This is a genomic window from Paenibacillus sp. cl123 (assembly GCF_900101595.1).
In the GTDB taxonomy this organism is placed as follows: Bacteria; Bacillota; Bacilli; order Paenibacillales; family NBRC-103111; genus Paenibacillus_G.
The window spans coordinates 1-14,127 of sequence record NZ_FMYY01000030.1; the positions used below are offsets into that span (position 1 = coordinate 1).

11 protein-coding genes and 2 pseudogenes are annotated in these 14,127 nt (G+C 48.5%); 9 read left to right on the top strand and 4 right to left on the bottom strand.

All coding sequences use genetic code 11. From position 1 onward, the window contains the following. Positions 1 to 357 precede the first annotated feature (357 nt). From BLR08_RS31940 to BLR08_RS27750, 3 genes and pseudogenes are all read left to right on the top strand, one after another. A pseudogene (locus BLR08_RS31940) lies at positions 358 to 447 on the top strand (cation transporter); the annotation flags it as partial. Between the two features lie 20 nt (positions 448 to 467). Then, positions 468 to 1,355, top strand: coding sequence for a hypothetical protein (locus BLR08_RS27745; RefSeq protein WP_072337767.1), 888 nt, complete (start codon positions 468 to 470; stop codon positions 1,353 to 1,355). A gap of 33 nt (positions 1,356 to 1,388) precedes the next feature. Next, positions 1,389 to 2,006 (top strand): NAD(P)/FAD-dependent oxidoreductase, encoded by a 618-nt coding sequence (locus BLR08_RS27750; protein ID WP_072337769.1) that lies wholly within the window; start codon positions 1,389 to 1,391, stop codon positions 2,004 to 2,006. An 875-nt stretch (positions 2,007 to 2,881) separates the two neighbouring features. Here the strand turns inward: BLR08_RS27750 and BLR08_RS27755 are convergent. From BLR08_RS27755 to BLR08_RS27765, 3 genes are all read right to left on the bottom strand, one after another. Further along, positions 2,882 to 3,148, bottom strand: coding sequence for a pepsin/retropepsin-like aspartic protease family protein (locus BLR08_RS27755; RefSeq protein ID WP_072337771.1), 267 nt, complete (start codon positions 3,146 to 3,148; stop codon positions 2,882 to 2,884). Between the two features lie 86 nt (positions 3,149 to 3,234). Continuing rightward, positions 3,235 to 4,074, bottom strand: coding sequence for a WYL domain-containing protein (locus BLR08_RS27760; protein ID WP_072337773.1), 840 nt, complete (start codon positions 4,072 to 4,074; stop codon positions 3,235 to 3,237). After that, complete coding sequence (locus BLR08_RS27765; RefSeq protein ID WP_072337775.1) at positions 4,061 to 5,371, bottom strand: helix-turn-helix transcriptional regulator; 1,311 nt, start codon at positions 5,369 to 5,371, stop codon at positions 4,061 to 4,063. The genes BLR08_RS27760 and BLR08_RS27765 overlap by 14 nt, the downstream gene beginning before the upstream one ends. 589 nt (positions 5,372 to 5,960) lie before the next feature. Between BLR08_RS27765 and BLR08_RS27770 the strand changes: the two genes are divergently transcribed. The 5 genes from BLR08_RS27770 (at position 5,961) to BLR08_RS27790 (ending at position 11,411) form a co-directional block, all read left to right on the top strand. Continuing rightward, positions 5,961 to 7,076 (top strand): slipin family protein, encoded by a 1,116-nt coding sequence (locus BLR08_RS27770; protein ID WP_072337777.1) that lies wholly within the window; start codon positions 5,961 to 5,963, stop codon positions 7,074 to 7,076. A 39-nt stretch (positions 7,077 to 7,115) separates the two neighbouring features. After that, entirely contained in the window at positions 7,116 to 7,919 is an 804-nt protein-coding gene (locus BLR08_RS27775; RefSeq protein WP_072337779.1) for a nucleotidyltransferase domain-containing protein, read from the top strand. A gap of 7 nt (positions 7,920 to 7,926) precedes the next feature. Further along, a complete protein-coding gene (locus tag BLR08_RS27780; RefSeq protein ID WP_072337781.1) occupies positions 7,927 to 9,153 on the top strand; it encodes an RtcB family protein in 1,227 nt (408 codons plus the stop codon). Positions 9,154 to 9,357: 204 nt separating this feature from the next. Further along, positions 9,358 to 10,446 carry an IS200/IS605 family element RNA-guided endonuclease TnpB gene (gene tnpB, locus BLR08_RS27785; protein ID WP_072337783.1) on the top strand — a complete coding sequence of 363 codons (1,089 nt, stop codon included), beginning with the start codon at positions 9,358 to 9,360 and terminating at the stop codon, positions 10,444 to 10,446. A gap of 377 nt (positions 10,447 to 10,823) precedes the next feature. Next, positions 10,824 to 11,411 carry an ATPase gene (locus tag BLR08_RS27790; RefSeq protein WP_072337785.1) on the top strand — a complete coding sequence of 196 codons (588 nt, stop codon included), beginning with the start codon at positions 10,824 to 10,826 and terminating at the stop codon, positions 11,409 to 11,411. A 25-nt stretch (positions 11,412 to 11,436) separates the two neighbouring features. On the opposite strand, the pseudogene BLR08_RS27795 reads toward BLR08_RS27790, so the two are convergent. Beyond that, positions 11,437 to 12,651: pseudogene (locus tag BLR08_RS27795) on the bottom strand (multidrug effflux MFS transporter). Positions 12,652 to 13,283: 632 nt separating this feature from the next. Between BLR08_RS27795 and BLR08_RS27800 the strand changes: the two are divergent. Then, a complete protein-coding gene (locus tag BLR08_RS27800; protein ID WP_143014482.1) occupies positions 13,284 to 14,081 on the top strand; it encodes a hypothetical protein in 798 nt (265 codons plus the stop codon). The last annotated feature ends 46 nt before the right edge of the window (positions 14,082 to 14,127 follow it).

The window sequence follows — 14,127 nt, forward strand, 5'->3', positions numbered from 1 at the left end:
CAACGGAAGCACTGGAGCAGCCGAAGGACTACATTCCATAAGGGCAACGACCCCGTAAAGGAGCAAGAATCGGCATCCACCCCTTGAGAGGTAGAACGAAGGAATGTGAGGGCATAGACCCAGCGTGACATGGGAGGGTAAACCCCGAGGGTGAATGTGGATATCCAACTGTGCGATCATACCGAATCATCCACAGTTTTGGAATCTGACATCCTAAGCTCTATTCCCGCCTACGCTCTGACTCCAGTCAGTTGCATAGGCTACATTCTCCGCTATTACCGCTCAAGCTGTCAAAGTTGAAATATTGAGAATACGTGAGAAAACAGAAGAAAACATTACTTTATAGTGGGAGGGACCATGACAAACGGAACGCTGAAAGTGGAAGGAATGTCTTGCGGACACTGTGTTAATTCGATCGAAGGGGCGCTGAGAATAATCGGCGCAAGCGAACAAGGAGTGAAGAAGGTATGAAACGACTGCTATTTCTGTTGATAACGATTACAGTTGTGCTTGCAGCTTGCGGAACGAACACGCCCACTAAGGAAGGGGATCATGCTGCGATGGATGACAATCATGGGGGGCATCAATCGGATAACCAAGTGAAGAACGGGACAGGTCAGGAGCATGCCGGGCATGGAAGTAAAGGCGGGAATGACAGGCAAGCCGAAGCCGTAAAGGCTGTTTGGACCCTTGCAGGAGGACAAAAACCGCAGGCGAAGCAGGATACAGCCATTCGGGTGGAAATACGGAATAACGGCAAGCCGATCGAAAATTTCGATACGAATCATGAAAAGAAACTGCACCTGATTATCGTCAGCCAAGATTTATCGTTTTTCAACCACATCCACCCCGAATTTAAAGGCAACGGCGTATTTGAGATTGTGACGCAGTTTCCAGCGGGCGGAGATTATAAGCTGATTGCCGACTTTGTTCCGACCGGCGGCAGCGCGATGACCCAAATGGAGTGGATTCATGTAGAGGGTACGCCGGGGCAAACCGAACCGATTCAACCTAGTCCGGGATTAACGGCGGCACTGAACGGAAAACAGGTCACGCTGCAGGTTGATCAGCTTGCGGCGGGCAAGGAATTGACGCTCACCTATACCATCAAAGACGAGAAAACGAAGGCCCCCATTACGAACCTCCAGCCGTATCTGGGCGCTGTCGGGCATGTCGTGATTTTGACGGCCGATGCCGAGCAATACCTGCATGTGCATCCTGTGGATGAGAAAGCAAGCGGCCCGGACGCCAAGTTTATGACGACGTTTCCGAAGAGCGGCGTGTATAAAATATGGGGACAATTTAAGCATAACGATCAGGTGATTACCGTGCCTTTCGTCGTCAAAGTGCCTTGAGTCATATCAACAGATAAGGGGAGAGTGAACGAAGTGGCCATTCGGAAATTTGCGGTTACGCCTGGTTTTGAAGTAGGGGGCACCGTATTTAAGCCGGAGCAGCTGGCAATCTTGGGACGTATCGTCGGTGAGGATGCCAAAATCGAATTGACCACGTTTAAGCAGCTTTATATCGCTATGGAAGAGGAGCGGCTGGAAGAGGTGCAGGATGCGCTTCGAGGGGCAGGGCTCCAGGTCCTTCCGGCCGGTTTTTATACCAAAAGCCTGATTGCCTGTCATTTCTGCAGGGGGGCGGAGGAGGCCGGACTGGATGTGGCCAAGGCGCTGGATGAGGTGATCTCGGGCCGTGAGGTGCCGAGTCCGCTGAAAATCGGCTTTGCGGGATGCGCCTTGGGAACGAGCGAGCCGCTTCTGAAGGACATTGCGGTGGTGAAGATGAAGGATGCATTCGATATTTACGTAGGCGGCGAAGCGAAAGGGCTGAAGGCTGAGCTCGCCAAGCTCTTTATGTCCGGAGTGAAGGAAGAACAGGTGATTCCGATCGTTTCCCGATTAATCGCCATGTTTCAGGAGCAAGGGAAAAAGAAAGAAAAGTTCGGCAAGTTCGTGGAACGGATGACGATGGAATCGCTCCGGGAACTGTCAGCTTAGGATTGCATAGAAAGCTGCATGTGTATCAGAGAATCGTCATTGTGTTACGCTGCTGATCATTCCGGTGTATCTGTTCAGCCTTTGGATCAATACGATAGGATTGTGGTATATCCGTCATCAATTTGCTACCTCCATAGAGTCGAACATCAACTTTTATGCGGAACAGCTGGATAAGCAGATGGCGCTTATCCGGGGCCAGCTTCCACAGAATCGAATAACGTGGACACCAACTTGGACGCGGGGGCTTCATCGTATACCGATACCCGGCTGACGAAATGGGTTATACAGAGAAGATCGCAGCGAACCAACCGCTGACCCCAGGCATGGTGCTAGGCGCGTACTTCCGGGCAACTACGTTTTCCTTGTAAATAGGCTGTGGGGCTAGGTCAGTCTATTAAAATACCCCCGATGGGTAGTCGAAGCTTGGGACATGTGCGGAAAACCATATAAACTCTCCTGATCGGGGGGCGAAGTATGGGAGTTGTGCGGAAAACCGTATAAAACGCTCCCGAGTGGCGGTTGAAGTAGGGGAATTGTGTGGAAAATCGTATAAAACGCTCCCGAGTTGCGGTCAAAGTATGGGATTTATGCGGAAAATCGTACAAAACGCTTCCGGCGGGTAGTCGAAGTATGGGATTTCCAAGGAATACCCGCTACTGCTTAAGCTGAGCGAAAAACCTCGAATTTCAGGGAAGAAAACTCCGGTTCCACTAACACAGTGGAATCGGAGCTTTTTTGTACATAAAATCAAACTTTAAAGGAAGGCAATTAAAGCACAACTCAAGATGGACGTAGGTGCCACGACTGCGGGTTATCTCTCACATAGTTGATGGAGATGAAATGGGACGAGGGCCTTTTCGCTTCCCCTCACAGTGCTAATCGATGTTTGCCGGATACATTTGCATCTGATGAAGGTCATTGACCATATTGCCACTTTTCAAGATATCTAAGCCGATAAGTCCATTAATGCTGCTAATCTCATCATGGAAGACGCCAAAGTTTAACGAGATATCATTTATGATGAAATGGCCAAGTTGGATGTGATCAATCCGCTTTTGGAACGAGTACTCATAGCCGCCAATCCCGAAGCTGCGCACAAGCTTATCGCCATTTTCAAATTTGTAAGCTTGTATTCGCAGCATTAACAATCACGTCGGCTGTTACTTTCGTAATATCACCTTTGAGCAAGGTGATGATTGTCTGATTGACCTTTATGCCATACTCCCTATTACTCCCCCACCAATGACGAAGTAAGCTCCTCTTCACCCGCAACGACACCGTAGCGCTCCAAGGCTTTCGTCGATGCTTCGAGCATGCGCTTTTTTAAATAATCGCCTTCGACTACCCGAATCCGTTTTCCCAGAAAGCGGATTTTGGAAAGTAAATACTCCATCTCATCTCCAAGCAGACAAACCGTGACTCGATAGGTATCGGTATCCGCAGCATACTCCACCTTTTTCTCAAAGCTGGAGAACACGTATAGGATACGGGACAGCTCTTCGTTATAGGTACGAATAATTTCAATGACGGCTTCCGTTTTACGCGATTCAAGCGTTTTTCCGATCTTCTTCAGGATGCTTTCCGCAGCTGAGGATTCGATAGGCTCCGATGTGACAGAATGGATTTTCTTCAGCCTTGTGCTCATGAAGGCGTGATGCCGAATATGATACCAGAGCAAGTACCACTCCCGTTTGACCATGGAGTACTCCAGCTTGTATGGGAAGCCCGAATGCTCTGTGTTTACACGCCCGCCCTTCATCTCGTACGTGATCCGGATGCCCGTTTTATTCATGATATGTCGGCGCAAAGGCCGCAGGAGCGGGTGGTAGACCTGCTTTTCCATCGTACCGGCTTTTTCAATCAAGTGGGGAGACGTATCCATCACCTGATCCGGAACAAGGGCAGACCGCAGCTTGTCTAAAGTGCCGGCCGTAAAAGCATCGGCCGCCGCGGGATGTTCCAGCATTGTTTTCAGCCATGCCCTCTCGTGCGAGGTGATCATGAACGTACCGGAGTCCTCCAGCCGGGAGATGATCTGGTGATTGAAGATTTTCTCAAACAGATTCATAATACGACTGAATCTCCTTCCATTCGGCGATCATTTCCTGGCGAAACGAAGCGGGCTCCAGAACCTCACAGCTGGAACCGAAGCTTCGCAGCCATGGCTTAATTTCAGTGGTCCCGTTTACGGGGATCTCGTATATAAATGAATGCTCATCTTCAAATACAATTTCTCCCCATTGCCCCTGCAGCAGTACCCGTTCCTTGATAAAATTCGGTTCGGAGCCTTCCGGATTAAAAAAACGCGCGCGTATCGTCACCAGTCGTCCGGTATCGATCAGCCAGCTGTATCGTATTTTCTCGGCAAGCTCACTTTTCTTCTCCTCATACCAGGCTTCATCCACGGCTTCTTCCTCTTCGATTTGCGTGATTCCTTCCATGCGGTATTTCCGGATCACGGACCGGCTGTAAGAAAGCAAATACCATCTCCCATATTGATGATCGTAAACAATCTTAAGCGGGAGCGTCTTTTCGGCCCTACCGTTTGCATCACGTTCAAACAGAGGATTGGTGTTTTTGGAAGCGTAGCTTTTGTCAGACTTCGGCGAGAAATATAGAAAACGGACTTTACGACGGTGACGTATGGCATGAAGAAGCGTGAACAGATGCGCCTCATCCAAAATCCGCGAGTAATAATGGTATTTATATAAAAAAGGTTCGACGGCATGCGGCTCAAATGCTTTGCGCAAAAGATGCTTCTTCAGTCCATCGCGCAGCAAATATCCTTGCACGGAAGGGATCTGCGTGTTGGCCATCACATCCACAAAATCGTACAGATCAATTAGCTCCTCGTCGGATAAATCGCGAATCAAGTCGTCCTGGATGCGATACCGATAAGGGCGGGGACCCGGCTCCCTCTTGATAACTCCGACCTCCTCCAGGTACTTGAGGTCCGACCGAATCGTCTTCTCGTCAGGCAGAGACAGCTCGGAAGACGGACTGCCGCAGCATATATCCAAAAGCTCTCTGGCAGTCAAAGCCCGCTCATTCATCGCAGCTATTAGCAGCGAGATTCTTTGGCTTTCGGATTCTTTGACAGATTTGGCGCGAAACAGAAACAAGAGCAGGGGATCGGTGGAGTCATAATAACTGAAGCGAATCGTCTCGGAAAATTCCTTGCTTTGTTCCTGCGGCAAATGCTGGTGCATGGAGCTTACAACTTCTTTGAGCCGTCGGAGCGTTTTATCGAAGGTATGGACGGAAATGCCGAGCCGTTCTGCGAACTGTTGCCTGCTGAACGCCCCGCTTGTCAGCGCCAGCATACGCAGGAATTGGATTTCTTTATCAAAGCTTTCTTTGGCCAAAGGTATCCTCCGTTCAAATGGAACATCTTCTTCCATTGTAGCAGGGGAGGGATTTGGATGAAATGGCAAACTTTATAGCGGGTCGTAATACTTTCGCCATGTTCGTTCAGAGCGAAATGAGCGAATATAGAACCTGTAACACACATCGCTTCTTATCCGGACGGTCGTAACGAGGCGAGGATATCGATGTATCCCGCAGTGCCGTGCCTGTCAGGCTGCGGTATCCTGTACGATGGGAACGGTAAGAAGCCAGTATTTGGGGTTCGATTCCCCAATCGCCTAGTGAGCGATTCTGGTAGAAGGCTCGACTTTCAATTGAGCGCAAATGTTGAAGAAGACCAGAGGGTAGAATCCCTGGCGGCTAGTTTAGCGCACTGCAGGCAAGGCTCTGTGATCCGTGGATACCGATAGTGCTAGACGCCGGCAGGATTTTCAGGATAGAAGAGGCAGGAGAATGGCTGAAACAAAGTCACCCTCCTGCATCAGATGTCCTTAACATCACCGGAAGACCGCTTATCTGAAACGAGATTCCGCCCAAACCACAGCGGGATTCTACATCCAATGGTCGAACCATGAGGGGGTAACGAACATGTTTAACAAAGTAATCATTCAAGCTGACCAACGGGGTTTGCTTTTTCATAAAGGAAGTTACGTGAAAAAGCTCAATCCGGGGACCTATCGCTATTTCATGTGGTCGCAAACTACTGTTGTCGTGATGAATATCGCGAATAAATTCGCCATAGAGGGCAAAGATTTGCAGCTGTTCCTTCACGATGCTGACCTCGTGCGAGAGCTGGATATCGTACGTGTGCCAGATCATGAATACGTGCTGCATTATGAGGACGGCCAATTCGTACAGCTGCTTAAGCCCGGTGTTTACGCCTACTGGAACGTGCTGAAAAAACATGCGTTTTTACATACGGATATCCGAAAACCGGAACTGCCCTCCGAGGTGGACCGCTCAATTATACCGAAGCTTGCGGGCCATATACAGTCCTACGAAATCGCGAGCTGCGAGTCCGGATTTTTATTTTATGATCATGTTTTGCAGCGGGAGCTTTCCCCTGGAAAGTATTATTTCTGGAAGGGCCCCGTTTCGGTTACAGTCAAGTCGATTGATCTAAGACAACAACAGATGGATCTGATCGGCCAAGAGATTATGACGGAGGATAAAGTTACGCTGCGGTTGAATTTTGTCTGCCAATACAAGATCGTACAGCCGCTGCGCGCCTTGGAGATGAAATCGTTCGACGAGCAAATTCATATCCAGCTTCAGCTCATGCTCCGGGAGTATGTCGGAACACTTAAATTAGACGATCTCCTGAAAAGGAAAGAGGACATAGCGTCGTTCATCCTGTCTCGTATACGGGACAAGAGTGAGGAGTTCGGCGTACAGTTCCTGAGTGCCGGGGTTAAGGATGTCATTTTGCCGGGAGAAATGAAGGATATTTTGAGCACCGTCCTGCTCGCTGAGAAAAAGGCCCAGGCGAATCTCATCACACGCCGGGAAGAAACGGCATCGACCCGAAGCTTGCTGAACACCGCGAAGCTGATGGACGAGAATCAGACATTATTCCGTCTGAAAGAGCTGGAATTCCTGGAGAAAATATGCGAGAAAATCGGGTCCATTTCTTTGACGGGCGGCGGGGATCTGTTGGAACGGCTGAGCTCCCTCATCGGCGAGAAAGGGACAGCAAGCAAATAACGAATGCTAGTGATAACTATGGCTTAAGGAGGGTGCCGGATGAACAGTTGCCATCAGCAAATCTTGACCGCGCTAGAACGGATCGAACACGAAGAACATGTGCGGATCTTGTATGCTTGCGAATCGGGCAGTCGGGCATGGGGATTTCCTTCCAAGGATAGCGATTATGACGTCAGATTTCTCTATGTCAGGCCGGAGGATTGGTACTTATCGATCTTCGAGAAACGGGATGTCATCGAGCGGCCGATCAGCGATATGCTGGACATCAATGGCTGGGATTTGCGCAAAGCGCTGAATTTGTTCCGCAAGTCGAATCCGCCGCTGCTCGAGTGGCTTCAGTCTCCGATTGTATACAGGGAGAATCATGCGATTGCCGAACAAATCCGCGGCCTGTCTTCCTTTACGTTTTCACCTAAGTCATGTATGTACCACTATTTGCACATGGCAAAGGGAAACTATCGGGAGTATCTGCAGGGCGAGCGGGTTAAGATCAAAAAATATTTCTACGTTCTCCGCCCGATATTGGCATGCGAGTGGATCGAGAAGCATCTTACTATGCCTCCTATTGAATTTGACCGGCTGGTCGATGCTGCGGTGCCGCGGGGGAGCGAGCTTAAGGCGATTATTGGCGAATTGCTTGTCCGTAAAAAGGCAGGAGATGAGCTGGATTACGAACCGAGGATCACTCCGATCAACGAGTATGTGGAGGAAAAAATCGCTTACTATGAGCGGACGGCAGCGGGTATGCAAACGTCCGATGGGGGCCAGGATCAGCAATTAGACGATTTGTTCCGGTCTGTGCTGGAGGAAGTATGGGGAGAAAATAGGGAAAACGGGAGTTGAATGAACAATGGCTTATCAGAATATAGACGGCGTGCGTGTCTGGGGAAATCCCGACAGCGGGGCGCTTGCTCAAGCGAAAACATGTGCGGAAACCGGCAATGTGGTTCAAACCTTGCTCATGGCGGATCATCATAAAGGCTACAGTCAGCCGATCGGCGGGGTTATGGTCTATGACGGGCAAATTTCTCCTTCAGGCGTTGGTTATGATATTGCATGCGGAAATAAGGCGGTGCGGACCAACTTGTTTGCCAAGGACATGAAGTCCGGCTTGGCGAAAGTTATGGATGAGATCGCCCGAAAGATATCGTTCGGTATAGGGCGTGTCAATCATGAACAGGTCGACCACGACCTTTTCGATGATCCGAATTGGGCCGTATACAAGGCGGTAGGCAAGCAGGAGCACGACAAGCTCAAGGGGTTGGCGCAGAGTCAGCTTGGTACAGTGGGCAGCGGCAACCATTTCGTAGACTTGTTCGAAGAAGCGGGAACCGGCCGCTTATGGATCGCAAATCACTTTGGGAGCCGAGGGTTCGGACATAAAACGGCGAGCGGCTTTATCAACCTGGCCGCCGGTAGAGAATTTCTCGCCGGCGCGCCCGGCGAAAAGATGGATCAGCCGCCTGTCCTGCTGGATCTGAGCAGTGAGCTTGGCGATATGTATGACAGAGCGATGAAGTTGGCCGGACGTTATGCCTATGCGGGAAGGGACTATGTGATGCGGCAAGTATTGGCCATTCTGGGAGCGGAGGCGGATCTTGAAGTGCATAACCATCATAACTTTGCTTGGAAAGAGACACATAACGGGAAGGAAGTCGTTGTCGTCCGTAAAGGGGCGACCCCTTCCGCACCTGGGCAGATCGGTTTTATCGGCGGCAGTATGGGGGATATATCCGTGATTGTCCGAGGCAAGGACAGCCTGGAGAACCGCGAAGCTTACTATAGCACTGTGCATGGAGCCGGGCGGGTTATGAGCCGCACACAGGCTGCCGGCAAGATGAACTGGAGGACCCGTACCCGCAGCGGTGGTCAAATCTCAACGGAGCAAATGCGGCAGGCCGTTCGGGAGTTCGGAGTGGAACTGCGCGGAGCAGGCACGGACGAAAGTCCCTTTGTTTACCGGAAGCTTCAAGACGTACTGGATGCGCATGCTGAAACGATCGAGGTCATGCACGTGCTAAAGCCGATAGGCGTTTGTATGGCCGGAGCGGACGAGTTTGATCCGTATAAGGATTGAGGTATGATCGAGTTTATTGGAGGGTAAATAGTAAGCGCCGTGAATGGTGAGGGGTAGTACGATCCTCCAGTGATAAGGTTTTACCTCAAAAAGCCGAAAATACTTCTTCCTCTCAAGGAAGGAGATGAATCGGCGTTTTTGTGATTTGAGCGAACATATGTGCTATGATGAATCATATTCACAAACGAAAGGAGGTTGCGTGGCATGCCTCATCATAAAGCTTTTAAGTATCGCATCTACCCCAATACCGAACAACAAAAGCTCATTCAGCAGATGTTTGGTTGTTGCCGTTTTGTATACAATCACTTTCTTGGAAAATGGAACGATACGTATACGGCAACGGGTAAAGGGTTGTCCTACAACACCTGTGCCACGCAGCTTCCTTCGCTCAAGGCCGAATTTGACTGGTTGAAATCGGTCGATAGCATTGCGCTACAATCGACAGTTCGGCATGTGGCCGACAGCTTTGATCGCTTTTTCAACAAGCAATCGGATCGGCCCCGTTTCAAGAGCCGCAAGCATCCGGTGCAGAGCTATACGACCCGGTTTACCAACGGGAACATCGCGGTTCATGGAAATCGCATCAAACTTCCGAAGCTTGGATGGATTCGTTATGCCCGCTCCAGGGAGCTGGAGGGACGCATCCTTTCGGCAACCGTTCGGCGAAATGCCGCGGGCAAATACTTTGTTGCGTTGGTTTGCGAGGTGGATGTTCAGTCTTTGCCGCCAAGCAACAAAGAGATTGGCATTGATGTTGGACTGAAGGAGTTTGCCGTTTGCACCGATGGGCCGCGAGTTCCGTATCCCCAAGCCTATCGCAAACACGAACAGCAGCTAGCTAGGTGGGAACGCCGGATGTCCCGCCGCACAAAGGTCGGTGCCAACTGGCAGAAAGCCAAACGCAAGGTTGCCTCGATCCATGAGAAGATCGCAAATATCCGCCGCGATTTTTTGCATCAATTCACCATAAGGCTGATCCGTGAAAACCAAACGATCAGTATCGAAAAGTTGAACGTGGTGAGCATGCTAAAAAATCGCACACTGGCAAAATCGATTGCAGATGCATCCTGGAGCGAATTCAGACGGCAGTTGACGTATAAAGCCACGTGGTATGGACGCACAGTCAAGCTTGCAGACACGTACGAGCCAACGAGCCAAAGGTGTCATGTATGCGGATTTGTGTGCAAAGAAGTGAAGAAGCTAACTGTGCGGCAATGGGAGTGTCCGACGTGCCATACGGTTCATGATCGTGACGAAAATGCCGCAATCAATATAAAGAGAGTTGCGATCTAGCGCCTCTCTTCGAACTGCGGGAACCGCAGGGATCGCTTGGTAGAGGTATTTCCGAAGGGAAATACCTTGTAACTCTGCTTCGTTGGAAGCAGTTATCCAAGAATCCGCCAATTCAAGCTTTTGCTAAGTGGGGGAGAGTTCAAAGTCAACGTATGTTATAATTAAAGCCAAATACCGATGCTAAATATAGATAAGGACGGTGAAGAAAATGAATCAAATCAAAGACCTCCAGAAGTATATTAAGCTTACGGGAGATCGGGCTAAGCTGGATGCTAAAGCCAACGAAACTTACATCGTATACAAAACTGATAAAGGCCAGATCGTAAAGGAATTTAACGACGGTCATATTGTCCCAGTCACTGACCAGGATGTCTCACATGCATGACACAACCTCAATCATGTATGTATTTGCTGGTAACAATGGCAGCGGAAAAAGTACAATTCGTAATCTCATCGTTGATCGGCTCGGGATTAGTATTAACATTGACCCAGATGCATTAGCTCGCGGGTTGGACTTCCTTCATCCGGAAAGCCGAAAAATGTCTGCAGGTAAAGCCGCCATCAAATTGGCGAGAGAATGTATTCAATTCAAACGAGATTTTTCAGTAGAAACGACATTAGCTGGAGGCAACGTCATTCGACTCATGCGCGACGCTAAAGCGAACGGATTCGAAGTATCCATGTTTTATGTTGGTCTGGGAGATTATCGTTTAAATATTGAAAGAGTCGCGGCGCGAGTTAAAAATGGCGGGCATAATATTCCAGTTGAAGATATAATCAGACGACATGACACTTCTATTGCAAATTTGCTTACGTATCTACATTTAATTGATCATCTCATTGTTATTGATAATAGCCATACGGCAGGAAAGATTATTCTGGGTGCAGATCACGGCTCAATAACTTATCGGGCAGATTCTCTTCCTCGGTGGGGTGAACGCATTGAGCAGGGATTACAGACTTAGAGAGAACAGACCGGTAAATTGAAAATTACATAGTTGATGAAGCTGCTGGTGCTGACGACCTTCTCACCAAGATGATGTAAGCGATAACAGCCAGTATACTCGTCGTGAAAATGGTTATGCCGAAAGGGACAGCAGAATTTTCTCCTGCGATGCCTACTAAAGGGGAAGTGACAGCCCCCAGGGCAAATTAAAGAGTTCCCAGTACGGCGGCTGCGCTCCCGGCAATATGGTCTTGTGATTCCATCGCGAGCGTAAAGGAAACCGGTCCGATCATGCCGATAGCGGCTGCGAATAAGAAGATGGCGATGAACAAAGCGACGAAAGGGCCGTGAGTCAGCACGACAATCAGGACAGCAGCGGTAGTGATGAACGCTAACAGCAGCCCGATCCGGAAAATACGGCGTTCGTCGATTCGTCCGGCCAGTCGTTTGACAAGCTGTGAGCCCAGAATAATCCCAAGCCCATTTAAGGCAAAGAGAACCGAAAACAGTTGAGGCGAAATGCCATACATATTTTGATAAATAAATGGAGTGCCGGCCACATAGGCGAATACACCGGAAAATAATATGCCATTGACAAGCGCATATCCCATAAAGCTCCGATTCCGAAGCAAGGAACCGTAGTTTCGCAGCATCTCCTTGAAGTTGCTTGGTATGCGCTGCTCAACAGGCAAGCTTTCATTTATGCCCCATATAGTTATCCCCGTTAAAAGAAGCCCTAAAATCCCAAGAGAAATAAACACCCCGATCCATGAAGTGAATGTAGTTACCGCGCTTCCGGCAGTAGGGGAAATCAATGGAGCGACATTGCTAATCATCGTCAACAGCGCCATGAATTTGACCATCTCTACTCCGCTGTACTGATCACGAACAATCGCGCGAGAAATAACAAGCCCCGCGGAAGCGACAAACCCTTGAATAAAGCGCAAAGCAATAAATATACCGATGTTTGGCGAAAACGCTCATGCTATAGAAATAAAAAAATAGAGCAGCATCGAAATGAGCAAAGGCTTACGCCTGCCATGAACATCGCTTAAAGGACCTGCAACGAGCTGCCCCAGACCTAACCCCAACAAACTGGCAGTTAGACTCGCTTGGATAAGAGATGCAGAGGTGTGAAAATAACTCATCATTTGCGGCAGCGATGACAGATACATATCGACCGTAAAGGGTCCCAACGCTGAAAAAGCCGAAAGGATCAGGGCAAAAAGAACTGGATGGTTAATGGTCTTAACATGCATTCCTATAGCTCCTTACTGGGGAGGTAGTGGTTGATTCGACGTTAATGAACTCATGTTCATAAGTATAGAAGGTTATCAAATATGTGCAATTGTCAATTAAGCTCAAGTTGTTAAGTAATGAACAGATCGATAGGATTTGTTTATTTATTAAAAAAAACGTTAAGCGGTAGCCGAGGTAGTCGAAAAACCGTATAAAATGCGTCCGATTGGCGGTAACGCAGAAGATTTAAACAAAAAACCGTCTACATACGCCCAGTTGGCGGTCCAAAGTAGGAGATTTGTGCGAAAAACCGTCTACATACGCTTTGCCGGAGGACAAAAAGGGTGAAATTTATACGAAAAACCGTCTAAATGGGTCTGGTTGCTGAATACGCACAGCCTAGTCCCTGTTTAATCTGCTTCTGATCAGTGTACTTTGTCATTGAAATGTTTGTGGTCTGCCCTTGTTCATTTCTTTGTTTCGAAAATCCCGCGGGACAGCTGCTAATGCACTGTCTCTTTTTGTGATTAGCTGTGGGTAGCATAACCGTTCCGTTCGGATAATCGTTCCGGCGAGAAAGCATACATAATCGGGAAGGTTTATATTAAATTCCAAAAAGAAGGATTTTGGCGTAATTTGCCGAATGATCTCCATGAATCAGGAATTACATACTGGGAAATTAGGACTATTCGTAGAGAGGAATACAAAATGGGAAATCGATTTTGGAGTTTTACCTTATCCGTTATTTGTCGGGTACGATATTCGGGTGCTTGTTTTATTTATTCTGGCTATGAATTTCAAATATGAAATCAACCAGGCCCTTTTTTCCAGAAGCAACGAAGGCGTAGATTATCTTTATAATCTGCTGTTTGTCACCACAAATGATATTGAAGTAGGCAACTTGAAGATGACTATTAACGGCAATCATTTGCAACTCCATGATGTTATTGGCGGAGATGCTCAAGGATTAATACGCTTGAATACTGACGGATTAACGGTGCTTACAGCCATCATCATCGCGGTTTTTGGATTTCTGTATATGTATCTCTCCAGTATGCTGATTCTGATCTTGCATGCAGCCAGGCTGGTTATATATCCGCGAATGAAGGAAATGAAGGTCTTGAGTCCTTTGTTTTATTTTTATGTGGATCTGAGTTTTTTGAGGTCCCAGAGGGAGCAGACAAACGGCAAAAAGGATTCGGTGGCAGACAGCGACTCTGCGGGAAACCGGCATTTGAATGAATATATCGAATCGTACAGACATTTGCGGGAGCACGGCAATGCCTTTGCTATCATTTCATGCGAAATTATATTTGCATTATGGCTGATCTTATGGTCATTTTCTGTATTGGCTATCGTGATCTGGGTAAGCGCAGGCTCGATTGCTTGGTTTATAGGCAGCTATTTGGAGATTAGAATGGTCAAGGAGCGCAGGAGATTTGAGCGATAAATGACGGATGGAAAGCGAAAGCGGGCATCTCGGTCGCGAACGGAGG